We start from the raw sequence: 16105 nt of genomic DNA, 5'->3' as shown, positions 1-16105 counted from the left end.
TGGGTGTCCGCGACGTCGATGGAACGGTCGCGAGCCTGCTCGGCAAGGTCTTCCATCTCCGCTGCGACCTCCACGATGGACTTCCCGTCGATGTCTTTGACCACGGGCACCATGAGACCGTCCTCGGTGTGGGTCGCAAAGCCGACGTTGTAGTAGTGTTTCTCGACAATCTCTTGGGTACTATCGTCGATGCTCGCGTTCACGAGGGGGAACTCCTTCAGGGCAGGCACGACCGCCTTCAACAGAATCGGCGTGTAGGTGATGTGCTGGTCGTGTTTTTCGTTCAGGCGCTCCTTGAGCGCGACGAGTTCGGTGGCGTCGGCCTCGAACCCGGACGTGAGCTGGGCGGTGACGGTCAGCGACCGGGTCATGTTGTCGGCGATCTGCCCGCGCAGCCCCGAGAGGTCCCTGCGCTCCGACCGGGACTCGTCCTCGTCTATCGACGTGGGTTCGACGTCGATGCTCGGATGGAGGCCTCCGGCTTCGGCCGTTTCCGTCCCCGCTCCGCCCGCGTGCTCGTCGATGTCCTCGCGCAACACCCGCCCGTCGGGACCGGATCCCTCCACGTCCGCGAGGTCGACGCCCTCCTCGCGTGCGTAGCGCCGCGTGCTCGGTGCGGCGAAGACCCGTTCGTCGCCGGTTTCGGGTTCCTCGCTCTCGGTTTCCGCCAGCTCGGTTTCCTCCGCTTCCGATTCGTCTTCGACTTCCGAGACGGCCTGTTCCGGTTCTTCCTCGGCTTGCTCCTCTTCAGTTTCCTCTTCGGGTTCCTCCTCTTCAGGTTCCTCCCCTTCGATTTCTTCTTCGACCTCCTCGTCGGCTTGCTCTTCTGCTTGTTCTTCGGCGTTCTCTTGGGCTTCCTCGTCCGTTTCTTCCTCGTCTTCGCCTGTGTCGAGAACGACGATGACTGTGCCGACCTCGACCGTCTCGCCCGCCTCCGCGGTGATCTCCTGAATCGTCCCCGAGACCGGCGACGGGATGTCGGTGACGGCTTTGTCGGTCTCGACCTCCCCGAGCACGTCGTCTTCTTCGACCTCGTCGCCCTCCTCGACATGCCACTCTTGGATCTCGGCCTCGGTCAGCCCCTCGCCGGGGTCGGGAAGCTCGAACTCGTAGCTCATCGTCCGCCCCGCTGACCGTGACCGTTCGTCGTACGATGCTCGCTCGTCCGCGTGGCGTGTTCAGAATTCATAGTTCATCACCGCCTCGATAGCATGTTGGGCGCGTTCCTCGTCGGGCAGATAGTCGTCCTCGATGTTGTGGCTCGGGAAGTGCACGTCGTAGCCCGTCGCGCGCTTGACGGGTGCCTTCAACCGATCGAGAGCGTACTCGTTGACCAGCGCTGACAGCTCCGCACCCAACCCGAGGCTACGGCGCGCCTCGTGAACCACGACGCATCGCCCGGTTTTCTTCACCGATTCCAGTATCGTGTCGACGTCTAGCGGCGACAGCGAGCGGACGTCTACCACCTCGACGCTCGCATCCACCGCTTCGCTCGCCGCGACCGCATGACGCACCATCGCTCCCCATGTCAGCACCGTCACATCCTCGCCATCGCGGACCAGCCGCGCCTCGTCGAGCGGCAGGGTGTAATCGTCGGTTGGCACCGATTGCTCGCCGCCGCGATAGATTTTCTTCGGCTCCATGAACATCACGGGGTCGTCGTGGCGGATGCTCGCCGCGAGCAGCCCTTTCGCCTGATAGGGCGTGCTTGGACAGACCACCCGCACGCCGGGCGTGTGGAGGTAGTACGTCTCGGTCGATTCTTGGTGATATTCGAGGGCCTTCACCCCGCCGCCATAGGCCATTCTGACCGTGAGAGGAACCTCGACATCGCCGCCCGTGCGGTCGTATATCTTCACGAGCGCGTACATGATCTGGCCGAACGCGGGGTAGGAAAAGCCCATGAACTGGATTTCGGGGACGACGCGTTCGCCGGCCATCGCCATTCCTACGGCGGTCCCGATGATGCCGTTTTCCGACAGCGGCGTGTCGATGACGCGCTCGTCACCGTACTCTTCGAGAAGATCTTCGGTCGCACGATAGACGCCGCCGATAGGACCGATATCGTAGCCCATAATTCTGACCCCATCGTCCTGTGCCATCTCCTGATGGAGGGTGTGGTTGACGGCGGTCACGAGGTCGATGTCCTCGGTCTCGTCGCTCGTGTCGCGCTCGGACGCCGGGGCCGGATAGATTTCACTCATCGAATCCCTCCCCGTCGAAGTCGGTGAAGGGATTCTGGCCGTTCTGCTCGCGTTCTAACTCCGCGCGCTGGTGGGCGTGATTCCACGGCTCGCCGTGAATCTGGTGGTCGAACATCCGCTCGGGTTCGGAATCGGGCACGTCGCGGGCCGCATCGACGGCTTCGGAGACCTGTTCGTCGATTTCGTCCTCTACGTCCTCCGCGAGGTCGTCGTCGAGCACGCCCGCTTCTCGGAGGTAGGCTTCATACCTGTCGAGCGGGTCTTTCTCCTCCCACTCCTCCTTTTGCTCTTCCTCGTCACGATACACGTTGGGGTTGTCCGAGGTGTTGTGCTCCTCCATCCGGTAGGTGACACACTCGATGAACGTCGGTCCCTCGCCGTTGCGAGCGCGCTCGACGGCCTCTTCGGCCTTCTCGCGCACCGCGAAGATGTCGTTGCCATCGACGCGCTCGTGGGGAACCCCGTAGGCCTCGCCCTTCTTGGCGAACGTTTCGGCTCCTGTTTGTCGGTGTGAGGGTTCGGAGATGGCCCACTGGTTGTTCTGACAGATTATCACTACTGGGGGTTCGAACACCCCTGCGAAGTTCATCGCGTCGTGGAACGAGCCCTCGCTCGTCGAACCGTCGCCGATGAATGCCATCGTCACCGTCTCGCGGTCGTTGAGTTTATCAGCCATCGCCATCCCGACCGCGTTGGTCGTATTGACTCCCACTGGAGTGTAATCCGGCGAGAAATTGACCTCCGGCTCGTCGGTGTCGAGATGTTCGGCGACTGTCTCGGGTTCGGCACCCATGTCGCCGGCGACGATCTCGGCCATCGGGTACTCCCAGTAGAGCAGGGCCGGGTTCTGCCGGTAGGTGTAGAAGATCCAGTCGTCGGGTTCGAGCGCGGCGGCACACCCTAATGGCGTCGCTTCCTCGCCGCGCGAGCGCGCGACGAGACTCGCCTCGCCGCTGCGCTGCATGTTCAACATCTTGTCCTCCAGCGTCCGGGTGGCGACCATCGTTCGGTACATCGCCAGCAGTTCGTTGTCATCGAACGCTGGAGAATCACCGTCGAGCTGTCCATCCGCATCGAGGCGTTGATATTCCCCTTCCGGTGGCTCGTGTTCGGTCCATTCTACCATATCTGAAGTTTTGTTTGAATTCGACGGGATTGATTTCTCGGCGTCTGACACGCCATTGATTCATCGAATAGATAAAAACAGCATCCCGGCCAATTCAAGCCACTAATATCCACCCTATACTGTGTAGCCGCTCAAGCACCCCTGCTTCAACCGGGGAGTCCAGTGAAACCAGCTACGTTGCGGTGATTTCATATTGGTTCGGATCGTGGTTTCATGATGGTCCACGACCTAACATTATTACGCGTGTTCGTGAATCCATTCTGCTACACCAATTTGTAATTAGACGAGACTTTCAGGTGAGTCTGGGAATTCTTCAAAATGCTCGCGGTCATGAGCGAGGTAGACATCAGCATCCTCTTTTCGTTCCAGATTCCGGATTTTTCGGTTTGAGCGGATCGCGTGTTCGGTATCCCATGCGAACGCCGGTTGGAGTTCTTTCTCGTATGCTTCTTGGGTAAACGCGAGATCGGCCGCGAGGATGACTGTGCCTGTATCCTCTAATTCGACTTTCACTGCTTGATGGCCCGGAGAGTGACCCGGCGTCGGGATACACTCGATTGTGCCGTCACCGAAGACGTCGTAGTTTCCGCTGATCGCAGTCACGCTGTATTCCGGGGAGTGGAACACGCCGAAATCGCCTTCGACGTAAAGATTCTGTTGAATAGGGTCAGCAGGCCACCATGCGTATTCGAGTTCGTCCTGCTGGACGATGAACTCAGAGTCGGGGAATTCGCGGATGTCACCCGTGTGGTCGAGATGGAGATGCGTCATCACTACGTAATCGATGTCAGCAGGGTCGTAGCCAAGGTCGGCAACCTGATTGACCGCCTTTTGATCTTCACTCATTTCGATTTCGTCAGCGGCGAATTCGTCGATATAACCCGCTCCATACGGACCGTACTCCTCTGGGTTTTCGAGCATTTCGTAGCTAGTGCCGGTATCGATCAATACCGTCCCTTCAGGATGGTCAATCACGTAGAACGGGGTGAGTGAAGGATACGTCTCACCCGGCTTTTGATTGCGCATCATCGCACTGTACTCGTAGTCCCAATCTGCGGCGTTCAGCGCGTACAGTTCTGGTTGAGCCATACACAGTATTGTGTCTCTTGTTTCGTGTAAAGATGATGCCTGAACACGCAATCAAGGAGGTATCCATGCAGTAATACTAATGACATTTTATTGTCAACAAGAGCGTCGATACCCTGAAAGAGCAGAGCAATGCCGAACACTTCGTAATGGAAGCGTTCAAACACAAGAAGTCAATCGCCGCGCTTGGCGACGGTATCGAGATGTTTGACGAGGTGGGACTGTCGGACGTCGATGTCTCGGATTGATGAGGACATCGTATCAGAGAATGGTATTGTGGCGAGTCACGATAGCAACGATTTGGCGCGTTCGTGGACGACTTCAGCGATGCCATCGCGAAACACCGCCACTGGGAGCGCGACAAGAGAGATTTCTGCATAGTCGATTTCGTTCTATTTAGTACGGGAGGCATCCTCTCTCTACGTATAGCTGAGAATCCTGACTGGATCGGCAGATCTGAACCCAAGCGAAGAATACTGGCATCGACTCAAACTCGGCTTAGCAAACCGCTACTTCGGCGGTTGAGCCGAAATCCGATAAGAAATCTGGATAGCACTCGAATCGATCAGTCCGCCAGGTGTTTATCAATACCTCTGTCCGGTCTCTCGACACTCATCTCCGAAACGCTCGTCCAAGAACGGAACGAGACGTTATAATCCTCGCAACAGGCACAATCACTCTCATTGATCGGACCCAGCATCAGACACCACCGCTCCCTCCTTCGGTCTTCGACGTACGGGTACATGAGAAGGGTGAAAGAGTATGTTTCGTGCTGTATCTATCTAACTTGCCATGTTCGAGTGTGCCAACTGTGGAGGATGGGGTGACCGAGCAGTACGCGCGGGTGTTTGCCCGGTCGGGGATACGAAGCGTACGCATCTGTCCAACCTATAAGGACAAGCTCTACGAAGAGGGTCAAATTCGGAATGCTCATTCGCCCCACCATACTAATGGCTGAATCGTTATTCGCGCGCCCACCGGCCCGCACCGAAATCGAGAGCGCCACCACCGCGCGGGTCGCACTGGCCGCCGGGAGATTCGCCCTCGCCCCGGTGTTCGAGCACATCCCGGACGCACAGGTCAGCCTTGAACCTACTGTCGCTAACCCAGACACCCACGGGTTGGTGCTGGTTAAAGCAGAATGTGACCGGAGGGTGCTCGATACCGCACCCCGTGCCGATCCAGCGATTGCGACTACCGAAGAGTTCAGCGCGCGAGAAGACGCCCGACAGTATCGTGTGACATTGGACGGTCGCGCTCGCCAGCTTATCGAGGAACTCGTCGCCGAGGGAATTACGCTACTGGCTGCACACGGGCGTGCGGGCCAGTGGAAGCTCCGCTTGCTATCATCCAATCCGGAGGGAATCGCCCGTGCGCACGAGGTGTTAGAGTACCTTGGTTGCGAACCCGACTTGGAAGCGATTAGTTCGTTCAACAGCGAACAACAGGGGCGTGACTGGCTGACCGATGAACAGGACGAGGCACTGGTAGCAGCCTTCGAGATGGGCTACTACAATATCCCGCGGAGCGTCACCAGCGGGGAACTCGCCAATCAACTCGACATCAGCCATCAGGCATTCTCCGAGCGATTCCGACGTGCGTATAGGCAACTAAAGAGTGCGACCGTTGTGGCGATTCGGTACTCACACCATATCTCGAAGACGGAGTCTGTCCTCAATGTCGAAGATGACGAGAACAACTTTCAAGTTCAGGCTAAAGGCTCGTATCCCTGGGTGCTAAAGGACAAGTGCCTATTAGCAGGATAGCTGATAGGCACTGAGTGGTCACAGGAAAGGAAATCCACCTGCCCGTGATTTCCTGTCTCGAGACGCACCACGATGTCGTGGTGCAGTGCCCACACTTCCATTGGCAGCGGTTCAGGTGAGTTTCCATTCCTCCCTGAACCGTCTACCTAGTGCGCAAGTAATTCATGCATTTCCATATTATATATTATATTCGTCAGTTATTTCGACAGTGGTGGCGATCTCTTCGGTCGCAGTCTTGTCTTCAAAAATTATATCGTTTACTAACCAATAACTCACGTGAATGAGTACAAACAAAAATCTCTGGGTTAATTTTGCAATTATAAACTCGTAAGCTAAAGCCGGAGAAAAAGCCAAGTACAGAGAGACGAAGTACTCAGTATGAGTGATTATCAAGAGGCAATAGACAACGTAGAGCAGCTTGACATTGATCCTGATGCCTTTACAACTCTTCTAATACCGGTCTACAGCGCTTCCGAAGCAGAAGACAGAGGCGGATATGATAACCTTGTCGCTGCACGAGGTGAACCCGAAGATCGTAACCTCTTAGAAGTCGCCGGACTGGCCGAAACGACTGCAGAATTGAGAGAAGAAGGGCTTCCTCTAACGGAAAACGGAGCTGCAATTCATCACTATTATCATGAGGTCGGAAAGAATGACGCTGAAGCAGAAAAGCAGCTCAATGAGAACCCAACGGAATTCGCTCGCCAAGCATTTCAATGGTGGTATAACGAAGGTAGAAACGACACCGATATCTAGTGATTTATACCCTGTCTCTTGTACACCCTGAATAAGGAACTCTTCGGCTGTACTGGTCACCGCATCCTCACTTTTAACCCTGAATGTCACTTTAATAGGCAGTAGAGCTGTGTATGCGAGCTTCAATCCATTCCTGCAGTCTTCCAACGATTTGCTCCTTTCAGAACCATCTCAGGGCAACTCATAGTCCTCACAACTCCCTCAGAAACGAGACCTATCCGATAGATCTAGTGGTGACGATACTTCAAACAATCATCTGGGTTTGCTAGGATTCTCGCAGCTGTCTGGCCTTTACTTGCAAGCCAGAAGCTTTGCCCGCTAAGACGAGAACCTTGAACTCCCTCAGCTAGAGATCCCCAATGGACGTAACCTACCGGATTGAATCCGAAGAACCTGAATCAGTTGCAGAGACCGAAGTGATCCGATACTGGCTGCGCAAAGAGATTGAAGAAGACACTGAGGACAATCTTGATCCAGATACACTTGACGACCGAAAAGAGCTACTTGATGCTTTAGTTGACCGCAAGCCCCTCGCAGAGTCGATTTTTGGTGAGGCTGATCGCAACTGGTATCGACTGGTGCTTTCTGAACACGAACTTCGTGGTCTCGAAGTCGTTAGAGGGCCTGAGAACGAAGGGTGGCGGGCAGTCGCTAAGGGTGGCCTCATCGAAAGCATCGCCGAGCGAATCCTTGCTGCCGACAATCTTGATGCATTCGACAACGAGGTGCCGAAAAACCTCACAAAGGTCGCTGATTTCGCCGACAACGTCTCCAGTGAAACGGAACTGGAGGAACTGATTGTAGTAGGCGATGAAAACGGACGTCCCTACATTGCGGATGGGAATCATCGTGCGGTCGGAATGGCACTACATATCCTGCAGTCTGGCGAATATATTGAACAGCAAGCCTATGTCGGTGTCGACCGTCAGCGTATCAACCTTCAGTAACAGCGCAATTTTGTCCGTTAGTTGTGAGCCCACGCAACCGCAGGCCGCAGGATTACGTACTGAGGACCAGACTGAGAGATGATGAGCGAGAAAGCACAGCAAATCGATGCACAGAAGCAAGATCGTCAGCCGGGCCTCGAAGATGAGATGCACCCATCTGCGGAGTTCATTCGTGATGGTTACCAATCAAGTGACAAATTAGCTGGCGACGTTGCAATGGTCACTGGTGGAGACAGTGGAATCGGGCGCGCCGTCGCAGCCCATTTCGCTCGTGAGGGTGCAGACGTTGCCATCGTCTATCTCGACGAACACGAGGACGCCGAGGAAGCGAAAGAAATGGTCGAGAGGGAAAACCAAGACTGTCTCCTGTTCGATGGAGATGTGCGTGAGAGCGCGTTTTGTCAAGCTGCTGTTGAGGAAACACTCGATAGCTTCGGCGGTATCGATATCCTTGTCAACAACGCTGCTCAGCAAGTCGTGAAGACCGACCTCACCGAAATCAGTGATGAACAGTGGGAAGAAACGTTTGCAATCAATATGCACGGCTATTTCTACATGGCGCGAGCGGTTCTTCCCCATCTTGAAGCCGGCGATGTAATCATCAATACAACGTCCGTCAACGCGTTTCTCGGCAATGATATGCTCATCGACTACTCGTCGACGAAAGGTGCAATCGCTGGCTTTACGCGTTCGCTCTCGCAGCAAGTGGCCAGCGAGGGCATCCGTGTCAATCAAGTCGCTCCAGGGCCGATCTGGACGCCACTCATCCCGGCGACGATGGGTCAGTACGATCCAGAACTCGTCGAAGAGTTCGGAACGGACGTACCGATGGGTCGTCCAGGTCAACCCGCCGAACTCGGGCCTGCCTACGTCTATCTCGCTTCTGACGATTCGTCCTACATGAGCGGTCAGACCCTCCATCTCAACGGTGGAAAGATACTCAACGGTTAGGACTCCCGTGAATAGCTGTAGCTCAGTACTCACCTCCAAACAGCGACTATTCATTCAGAATTCTGACTTATATTGATTCAGTACTGTCTAATCAAAGTATGAGCAGTTCTTGGTTCGAGTATGATGACGCTCCAAGAACTGCTCACGGAGACTGTGCAACGCCGTCTATTGAGTGTTGGGACGAGGAGAGCACCGCGAACGCCCTCAGAGCGTTCGCGATGCGGCTCTACTCAACAGGCATTTCGCTACGAGAGACGGCTGCCGTGTTCGAAAGCATCGGCGTCTTCCGGTCGCATCAGGCGGTCTTCCAATGATTCACCGCGTCGGCAAGGAGGCTCCCGACAAAACAGTACGAGTCGCCATAGGTCGACACCCAGATATCGGCAGTGGCATCGCGCTCCACAGCGGGGCGGATCCTGCTTCCGTACTCGTCAGTCGAGTATTCCACTACTGTGTGAACCTCTTCACCAGAGAGGTGATCGCCTGTGTTACGGGATCGACCGGCTCCCCCAACGAGTCAAGTGTGAACTGCGTATCGGTGACTACATACCGGCGTGGTTGATTCTCAATATTGGGATACAGGATGGTCTTCGCCGCAGCGAGGATAACTGGTTCAGCGAGCAGCAGCTTCGAATCGATATCAAGCGCCCGTACTCCCAGAAATAATTACATTTTGACTAGACACTGCCCTGACTTTGGGGCTGAGCTATCACCGAATCGAACGATACTATGGTCGGTGTCGGAGCTCTCGTAGGTGGGTATGGACGGAATACGGTTGAGGTTACTTACCAACGCTGCTGAACCGATTCACGAATGACTGAACCATGACCGTGAGCCGACCCACACGCCGAGCGTGAGCCCGTAGATGAGATGACCGGCATAGAAGACCGCCGCTTCATCGGTATCCAACTTCATATTGAGCATCCGCGCAAGCACGACCCGTTCACCGAATACTGAAGCTGCAAGACCGTAGATCGCTCCAGTGACTAATCCAACTGTCTCGGGTTCGTCAGTCTCCCCGATCATAGTCGTGAAAATCGGAACAAAGACGATCCCTGCACCAATTCCGTATAGCAGATGTAAGACAAATGCCGCTACTGGGTAGTCCGCCTGTTCGCCGCTGAGGTAGCGCGCGAGAAATTCAGCAGTTGGGGGCAACGCTCGCGCCGTTGGCTCACGAAAGAGTGTCATAACCACGGTGGCAAAGAGTCCGCCCTCGACGCCAGTTAAAAGCGGATGACGACCATCTACAGTTTGATTCTCTCGCTCATGATCGTGGCTCATTAGCCAGACATCGTAGTCAGCGGTGATAGGGATGATGCTGGCAAACACCTCACGGTGACATCCTCCCCACCCTACCGCTCGCCTGACGGCTCGCGCTTGAGGGTAGGGCTTCCTGTTTCCGCGACGTGGTTTGCTGCGACTGGCTGAAAAGCAGTCGCCGTAGGGACCACCACCTCTCGAAAATCGGTGACATTCCCATCGAACTCCACCGCGAGATACCCGACGACGGACGACTCAAGCAGGTCGCGGTGAAGCAAGAACCCACGGGCGAGTGGTTCGCCACCTTTGGCGTCGAAGTGGACCGCGAACCACCCACAAAGCCCGACGAACCGGAACGGTGCGTCGGCGTCGACGTGGGTATCCTGAAGTTCGCTCACGATACCGACGGTTTCGCGCTCGGGTCGCTTGACCTCGCCGACGAACGCAACCGCCTCGACCGCGAACGCCGGAAGCTTTCGCGGAAGGAACACGGGTCGGCCAAATGGGAACGGCAACGCCGGACGGTCGCTGAACGCTACGCCGACCTGAAGCGAAAACGCCGTGACTTCCTCCACCGTGTCTCGGCGTACTACGCCCGCGAGTACGATCTCGTGGCGATCGAAGACCTGAGCATCGGTGGAATGCTTGAAAGCTCATCGAACAGCCGGAACACCGCGTCCGCCGCGTGGGGAGAGTTCCAGCGGATGCTTGAGTACAAGTGCGAGCGCGAAGGCACGCACTTCGTGGCGGTCGAACCAGCGGGAACGACCAAAGAGTGTGCCCGGTGCGGTGTCACCACCGACAAACCGCTCTGGGTGCGCGAACACTCGTGTCCAGCGTGTGGATTCACCGCCGACCGGGACGCGAACGCCGCCGTCAACATCCTTTCTCGCGGACTTGCCGACGTAGGAGTGGTTCACTCCGAAGTAACGCCCTCGGAGACTGCGACCGCTACGGGAACCGACGTTTCCACGGTTCCTGCAAGTCGCGTCACTGAACAGGGAAGCCCCGCCCTCAACGAAGCGAGCGCGCAAGCGCGAGCAGAGTAGGGCGGGGTAGTTCACAGACGTACACATAGGTGACCCTAATTGACTATTATCCCGGAAAGAATTGGCGTGAGTTGGAACTGTGTTAGACCTGACGGAGGTGGACGCCATCATCGTCGTACGAGTTTACGTCCTCACTCCGAAGCTCGTGGGTATCATCGTCGTCATCCCATCCGAGCGCATCCGTCAGGTCATCAAGGATACCTGAGTCACCATCACTCGTGTCAATGAGTGCATTACCGTCTTGAACGTCGTTAACAGTCCCGATGCGGTTTCCATTGTTATCGAACACACTGCTCCCTCGGTCGCCGTCAGTGAAGTCTCGTGCCATCGCAGTTGTTCAACGACGTCTATGGGAAACTTTGTTGAGCATGCAGTAGCAAGGTATCTCTGATACTGTCAGGATTTCACGATCACTCTCGAGGCGGCACTGTCTAGATAAGCGAGTTCGGGCGAGTGAGTGTAGCACTCTGGAGAATTACTTCGAGTTCAGACAAAGATTCTTGATCAACCGGCTGATCGCCTCTCCGTCTCATCACCCGCCGAATCAGCTCTCGTCTCTTTCCATCTCTCACTCCGACCTCTCAAACCCCCGAAATCGTCCGATCCGTCTTAACTAAACAGTGCCGACGGTATACAAACCTAAGCGTTCCGATGGAATATCCAAACGGCCACCACTGCGTTGCTGGCGGTTGCGACCATCCGAGACAAAGCGGACGGCGCGTATCCCCGCCCTAAAGGGCCGAGGCTTTGCGCCTGCAATTCACGGTAAGAGCTACGCTGAACGAGGGCTCGCGGCAATGAATCGCCGCAAGCCCGACCGAGAATACGAATGCAAACTCGACGGGAACGCTGAGGCTCACCACATTTGACTCGCTTGCAGCTAACTACCGGAGGGGCAAGCTTGTTGGACGCTGCATCTCCTTGTCGATGAACTCGTCACCCTCGACGAGATCAGTTATCACTGCCGGCAACGCTAACATTTGTTTTTTCAATGGTTGTTGAGTTCGCTGTATTGGAAGCAACGATCGTGACGTTCTGGTTGGTTGGAAGTGCAAGAAAAACACTCGTTTCTCCGGAGGTGATTTGGTGCGTTGAAAAAGCCTGTCCGTTTTCTTGGATGACGCTGATTGTGGTAACGTTGCTCGCCGCTGGCGTCGACCTAAGGGTGGTGTTCACCCATACGTGATTCGACGCCCACGGCTCGTTGACGGTAAACTCCTCGAAAACCACCGACTCGTTTGCAGCTGGATGCACAGACGTGTTAACTGAGAGACAGCCGCTGAAGACGAGCATACAAGCAAAAACGGTGATTAGCAACGTTCGTCTCCGATACACAGTCTCCGTTGGATGTTTTTTCGCAAAACGGTTCCGGTCGTTCAGTGTACCCTCTGCTCCGACCGCCCACTGAACACTGCTCTCTTCATCCGATAGTATATGCAATTGGACGGATAACCCATCCATGATGGTTCAAACAAGACGATGAGCGGGTCCTCGCCCGGGAACACGATGCAAGAGCGCATCGGCAGTCGACGAACGAAGCTCCGTCTCTATCTCCTCCTAAATGTAAATCGGCGTTGGATGGCGTTCGGTCTGGCGCTCGGAATGTTCGTTTCTCTTGTCTTACTCGGTGCTTATTCCGTCCCCGTGTTCCGCGAGTACATGGCGTCGAAGGCCCCGACACGCTACGTCTTTCAGGCGTTCATCGGCGCGCTTATCACTGGTGTGACGCTTGTCGTGACGATCAGTTTGAACGTACTCTCACAGGAGTTCGGGTCGCTCGGCGACCAGCGTTCCCGGATGTCGGGATCGATGGGCTTTCGCGCGGACGTTGAGGATATCTTCGGAGCGTCGAGTCCGCCCGAACCGAACGACTTCCTCCGGGCGCTGGTCGAGAACACCACCGAAAAAGCGGAGGCGCTTGACGAAGCTGCCGACGATGAGGGCGAGGGGTTCGCCGAGGCGGTCGACGAACTCACCGACGACATCCACGATAATGCGAGCGTTGTCAGCGAGGAGCTTGAAAACCGCAACTTCGGGGAGTACACGGTCGTGAAGGCGGCGCTCGACTACAACTATTCGTGGAAGATCCATCAGGCACGACGGTTGCAGGACGATTTCGACGAGACGATGGATCGGGACACCCGCCGAAAGCTCATCGACCTCATCGACATCCTCGGGTTCTTCGGACCAGCGCGCGAGCACATCAAGACACTGTACTTCCAGTGGCAGCTCGTCGATCTCTCGCGCGGCATGCTCTACCTCTCAGCACCTGCACTCGCGGTCGTCACGGCGATTGCGATGTATCTCGCCCCGACATCGTTTCCCGGTACGTTCCTTGGGATAGACAACCTCATATGGATCGTGAGCGCCGGGTCGGCGATCGGCTCTCTGCCGTTCCTGTTCTTGATGGCGTTCATTTTGCGGCTCGCGACGATTGCGAAGCGCACACTGGCGATTGGTCCGTTTATCCTCCGAGGATCGGAGCGCTCGGAGGACATCGAATGGCGATGACTATGATCAGTAGTTCGTTCCCGTCCGAGAAAGCAGGACCGCTCCGCGTTCGATTCGCGGGAAACGGCGACCGGCGCTTCGCGGCTACGACTCGACTGGTCGTTTGAAGAAAACGAGCAGCGAAGATGGGTCGACGATGGCGATGTCATCATAGACCCAGCCGTCTTCGGCCAGTTCGTTGAGGAGATCCTGAAGCTTGTACTGCTCGTTTCGGAGTTCGGTCGGCGAGAGGAAGGCTGGTTCAACTCGGTATTCGTACTGTTGATCGGCCATATCGGTTGTACCACTGGAAGAACTAAAAGCGTGCTTCGCCGGCTTTTCCCACAGTACGCTCCAACAGCCTGACGAGGGCACATCTCTCATCGAACGATACGGTGGCAGACACGTGCAAGCAGAACAGACGAGTAACCAATCGGCAAACTGTATGCATGACTTCAGACGATTACGGTATCCGAGAGCGTGAGGCGCTCACCGAGCGGTATCCGGGGTTAGACGTACTGGTTTCGGACCCGGCTAACGCCCAGACTGCCTCGCGGACGAACCTCGCAAGCCACCTCACGCCGCGCGAAGAACATTACATCCGTACTCATCACCGCACGCCCGACATTGATGCCGACGGCTGGACCATCTCGCTCACGGGGCTGGTCGAGCACGAGACCGACCTCTCGATGAGCGAACTCCGCTGTGAGTTCCCCACCGAGTCGGTCGTCCACATGATGGAGTGTTCTGGTAACAGCCGGCGCTACTTCGACCCCGACGCCGAGGGCGACCAGTGGGGCGATGGGGCTGTCGGCAACGCCGTCTGGACCGGCACGTCCGTCAGCGCCGTGCTCGACGAATATGGAGCCGCAACCGACGGCGGTCTCTGGCTGTCGGCGATGGGCGGCGAGGCACCCCCCGACAAGGACGTGTTCTGTCGGTCGATACCGATGGCCAAAGTCGTCGACGACTGTCTACTGGCCTACGAGATGAACGGCACGCCGATGAGTGCCGAACACGGCTTTCCTGTGAGGCTGATCGTCCCCGGCTGGTTCGGCAATAACAGCGTCAAATGGGTCGAGGAAATCCGTGTGATGGAGACGATGGTCAACGGCGAGGAGTGGACTGACCGAAACGGGCGGGACTATACCCAGTACCAGCAGTCATCCTACCGAATCACGCCTGCACAGGACAACGAACCGACGCGCCACGAATCGGTGGATGTCTTCAGCACCTACGACCAACTGACTGAGGCCGTCGAGGAGGTCGAAAACGCCTACCTCTTCGACCAGTTGGTAAAATCGCTCATCATCGCCCCCGCGGACGACTCTACACTTCCCGTTTCGGCGGTCGAACTCGCGGGTATCGCATGGTCGGGCGAGGAACGCGTCGAGCGCATCGAAATATCGACCGACGGCGGCGGGTCGTGGGACGACGCCGAGTTCGTCGGTCCCGACCTCGGTCCCTACGCGCCCACGAAGTTCCGGTACGTCTGGGAACCCGAACCCGGCGAACACACCCTCTGTTCGCGCGCGACCGACGAAGCGGGACGGACCCAGCCAGCGACACTCTCGAAGCCCGAACAGGAACTTCGCGGCATCGAAAACGACCAGTACCCCTGGAATCAGAAGGGCTACGGCAACAACGCGTATCTCCCGCACGCGATAACCGTCGAGGTGACCGAATGAGCGACGCCGCGACCGACCGGTCGCGGACGCTGGCCGAGGGCGTCTCCCGCCGGGCACTCGTGGGTGCCGGCGTGTTCGGGTTCGGGTTCAGCGGTCTGATCGACGTGCTCCTCATCCACCACATTCTCCAGTGGCATCACCTACTGTCAGGCATTTATCCGATGAACACCCTTGTCGGACTCCGAACCAACATTTTCGCCGACGGCTGGTTCTCGGTCGGGATGGTCGTCATTGCGGGCATCGGCGCAGGGGTCGTCTGGCGGGCCGAACGACGCACTCACGAGCCACTGGCCTTTCGTCCGATAGCAGGGTCGGCAGTAATGGGTCTCGGCATCTTCGATCTCTACGACGCCATCGTCGACCACGCCCTCCTCGGTCTTCATCAGCCGCTGTCGATGGGCGGGCAGTACAACCCCCACTGGGCAGTCGTCAGCCTCCTCATCATCGGGGTGGGTGCGTATATCTACCGTACAGCGACTGGGACCGACGAGTCCGCCTAACTCGTGCATCCCATCTACTCGGGGTGGACCGCGCTCTCCGCGACGCTGGCACACGCCGGAGCGGCGGCCACGCCCGTTCCCCACTGGGCAGTGTTGCTCGTCGGCGTCGTCGGTCTCTGGGTCGTCATTGGAAGTGGCGTCGTCATGATCGAGAAGCTCCTCGCGTGGCTTCCGAAGCGGTGATTCGATTGTTTTCCCTCTCCGCTGTCTCGGTATTAGTCCCCGCGGTAGCCGTCACTCGCAGGCTGCTTGCTTATCGAAGTCCCTCGTCTCGGTACG

16 protein-coding genes and 1 pseudogene are annotated in these 16105 nt (G+C 56.9%); 10 read left to right on the top strand and 7 right to left on the bottom strand.

Annotation, left to right across the window (positions count from 1 at the left end; genetic code table 11):
• From ACP97_RS15195 to ACP97_RS15180, 4 genes are all read right to left on the bottom strand, one after another.
• The coding region (locus ACP97_RS15195) for a dihydrolipoamide acetyltransferase family protein (protein WP_049998678.1) at positions 1 to 1118 on the bottom strand (1118 nt) is incomplete at its 3' end.
• Between the two features lie 60 nt (positions 1119 to 1178).
• A complete protein-coding gene (locus tag ACP97_RS15190; RefSeq protein WP_049998677.1) occupies positions 1179 to 2204 on the bottom strand; it encodes an alpha-ketoacid dehydrogenase subunit beta in 1026 nt (341 codons plus the stop codon).
• Positions 2197 to 3330 carry a thiamine pyrophosphate-dependent dehydrogenase E1 component subunit alpha gene (locus ACP97_RS15185; protein WP_049998676.1) on the bottom strand — a complete coding sequence of 378 codons (1134 nt, stop codon included), beginning with the start codon at positions 3328 to 3330 and terminating at the stop codon, positions 2197 to 2199. Before ACP97_RS15185 ends, ACP97_RS15190 begins: the two co-directional genes overlap by 8 nt.
• A 279-nt stretch (positions 3331 to 3609) precedes the next feature.
• On the bottom strand, positions 3610 to 4419 hold the full coding sequence (locus ACP97_RS15180) for an N-acyl homoserine lactonase family protein (RefSeq protein WP_049998675.1): 810 nt from the start codon (positions 4417 to 4419) through the stop codon (positions 3610 to 3612).
• A gap of 947 nt (positions 4420 to 5366) precedes the next feature.
• Between ACP97_RS15180 and ACP97_RS15175 the strand changes: the two genes are divergently transcribed.
• From ACP97_RS15175 to ACP97_RS15155, 4 genes are all read left to right on the top strand, one after another.
• Complete coding sequence (locus ACP97_RS15175) at positions 5367 to 6182, top strand: helix-turn-helix domain-containing protein (RefSeq protein ID WP_161782630.1); 816 nt, start codon at positions 5367 to 5369, stop codon at positions 6180 to 6182.
• A 378-nt stretch (positions 6183 to 6560) separates the two neighbouring features.
• Positions 6561 to 6938 carry a hypothetical protein gene (locus tag ACP97_RS20010; RefSeq protein WP_154020036.1) on the top strand — a complete coding sequence of 126 codons (378 nt, stop codon included), beginning with the start codon at positions 6561 to 6563 and terminating at the stop codon, positions 6936 to 6938.
• 359 nt (positions 6939 to 7297) lie between these two features.
• The gene (locus tag ACP97_RS15160; RefSeq protein ID WP_049998671.1) at positions 7298 to 7885 is read left to right on the top strand and encodes a hypothetical protein; all 588 of its coding nucleotides are present in this window, start codon (positions 7298 to 7300) and stop codon (positions 7883 to 7885) included.
• A gap of 81 nt (positions 7886 to 7966) precedes the next feature.
• The gene (locus ACP97_RS15155; protein ID WP_237561199.1) at positions 7967 to 8836 is read left to right on the top strand and encodes an SDR family oxidoreductase; all 870 of its coding nucleotides are present in this window, start codon (positions 7967 to 7969) and stop codon (positions 8834 to 8836) included.
• A gap of 807 nt (positions 8837 to 9643) precedes the next feature.
• Here ACP97_RS15155 and ACP97_RS15145 read toward each other — a convergent pair.
• A complete protein-coding gene (locus ACP97_RS15145; protein ID WP_237561198.1) occupies positions 9644 to 10168 on the bottom strand; it encodes a hypothetical protein in 525 nt (174 codons plus the stop codon).
• Between the two features lie 125 nt (positions 10169 to 10293).
• On the opposite strand from ACP97_RS15145, the pseudogene ACP97_RS15140 reads away from it, so the two are divergent.
• Both ACP97_RS15140 and ACP97_RS21080 read left to right on the top strand, forming a co-directional pair.
• Positions 10294 to 11148 (top strand): annotated as a pseudogene (locus ACP97_RS15140) (RNA-guided endonuclease InsQ/TnpB family protein); the annotation flags it as partial.
• Between the two features lie 79 nt (positions 11149 to 11227).
• Positions 11228 to 11353, top strand: a complete 126-nt coding sequence (locus tag ACP97_RS21080) for a hypothetical protein (RefSeq protein WP_272913455.1) — start codon at positions 11228 to 11230, stop codon at positions 11351 to 11353.
• Between the two features lie 746 nt (positions 11354 to 12099).
• Here the strand turns inward: ACP97_RS21080 and ACP97_RS19250 are convergent.
• Positions 12100 to 12441 carry a hypothetical protein gene (locus tag ACP97_RS19250; RefSeq protein ID WP_237561197.1) on the bottom strand — a complete coding sequence of 114 codons (342 nt, stop codon included), beginning with the start codon at positions 12439 to 12441 and terminating at the stop codon, positions 12100 to 12102.
• 186 nt (positions 12442 to 12627) lie between these two features.
• Between ACP97_RS19250 and ACP97_RS15125 the strand changes: the two genes are divergently transcribed.
• Positions 12628 to 13659 (top strand): hypothetical protein, encoded by a 1032-nt coding sequence (locus ACP97_RS15125; RefSeq protein ID WP_237561196.1) that lies wholly within the window; start codon positions 12628 to 12630, stop codon positions 13657 to 13659.
• 84 nt (positions 13660 to 13743) lie between these two features.
• Here the strand turns inward: ACP97_RS15125 and ACP97_RS15120 are convergent, their stop codons facing one another.
• On the bottom strand, positions 13744 to 13932 hold the full coding sequence (locus ACP97_RS15120) for a hypothetical protein (RefSeq protein WP_049998666.1): 189 nt from the start codon (positions 13930 to 13932) through the stop codon (positions 13744 to 13746).
• Positions 13933 to 14087: 155 nt separating this feature from the next.
• Between ACP97_RS15120 and ACP97_RS15115 the strand changes: the two genes are divergently transcribed.
• From ACP97_RS15115 to ACP97_RS20515, 3 genes are read left to right on the top strand one after another with little or no spacing between them, the layout of a single operon-like run.
• Complete coding sequence (locus ACP97_RS15115; protein ID WP_049998665.1) at positions 14088 to 15326, top strand: sulfite oxidase; 1239 nt, start codon at positions 14088 to 14090, stop codon at positions 15324 to 15326.
• Entirely contained in the window at positions 15323 to 15826 is a 504-nt protein-coding gene (locus tag ACP97_RS15110; protein ID WP_049998664.1) for a DUF2243 domain-containing protein, read from the top strand. Before ACP97_RS15115 ends, ACP97_RS15110 begins: the two co-directional genes overlap by 4 nt.
• Before the next feature lie 3 nt (positions 15827 to 15829).
• Entirely contained in the window at positions 15830 to 16009 is a 180-nt protein-coding gene (locus ACP97_RS20515) for a hypothetical protein (protein ID WP_049998663.1), read from the top strand.
• Positions 16010 to 16105 lie beyond the last annotated feature (96 nt).

The organism is Halococcus sediminicola, assembly GCF_000755245.1.
Lineage (GTDB): Archaea > Halobacteriota > Halobacteria > Halobacteriales > Halococcaceae > Halococcus > Halococcus sediminicola.
The sequence above is the reverse complement of the archived record's forward strand: the minus strand, read 5'-3'. Positions and strand labels throughout refer to the sequence as shown.

Excerpts from the sequence above, each read along its gene's own strand:
- ACP97_RS15190 (WP_049998677.1), bottom strand. The coding sequence starts at position 2,204 with ATGAGTGAAATCTATCCGGCCCCGGCGTCCGAGCGCGACACGAGCGAC.
- ACP97_RS15185 (WP_049998676.1), bottom strand. The coding sequence starts at position 3,330 with ATGGTAGAATGGACCGAACACGAGCCACCGGAAGGGGAATATCAACGC.
- ACP97_RS15180 (WP_049998675.1), bottom strand. The coding sequence starts at position 4,419 with ATGGCTCAACCAGAACTGTACGCGCTGAACGCCGCAGATTGGGACTAC.
- ACP97_RS15175 (WP_161782630.1), top strand. The coding sequence starts at position 5,367 with ATGGCTGAATCGTTATTCGCGCGCCCACCGGCCCGCACCGAAATCGAG.
- ACP97_RS20010 (WP_154020036.1), top strand. The coding sequence starts at position 6,561 with ATGAGTGATTATCAAGAGGCAATAGACAACGTAGAGCAGCTTGACATT.
- ACP97_RS15160 (WP_049998671.1), top strand. The coding sequence starts at position 7,298 with ATGGACGTAACCTACCGGATTGAATCCGAAGAACCTGAATCAGTTGCA.
- ACP97_RS15155 (WP_237561199.1), top strand. The coding sequence starts at position 7,967 with ATGAGCGAGAAAGCACAGCAAATCGATGCACAGAAGCAAGATCGTCAG.
- ACP97_RS19250 (WP_237561197.1), bottom strand. The coding sequence starts at position 12,441 with ATGCTCGTCTTCAGCGGCTGTCTCTCAGTTAACACGTCTGTGCATCCA.
- ACP97_RS15125 (WP_237561196.1), top strand. The coding sequence starts at position 12,628 with ATGAGCGGGTCCTCGCCCGGGAACACGATGCAAGAGCGCATCGGCAGT.
- ACP97_RS15120 (WP_049998666.1), bottom strand. The coding sequence starts at position 13,932 with ATGGCCGATCAACAGTACGAATACCGAGTTGAACCAGCCTTCCTCTCG.
- ACP97_RS15115 (WP_049998665.1), top strand. The coding sequence starts at position 14,088 with ATGACTTCAGACGATTACGGTATCCGAGAGCGTGAGGCGCTCACCGAG.
- ACP97_RS15110 (WP_049998664.1), top strand. The coding sequence starts at position 15,323 with ATGAGCGACGCCGCGACCGACCGGTCGCGGACGCTGGCCGAGGGCGTC.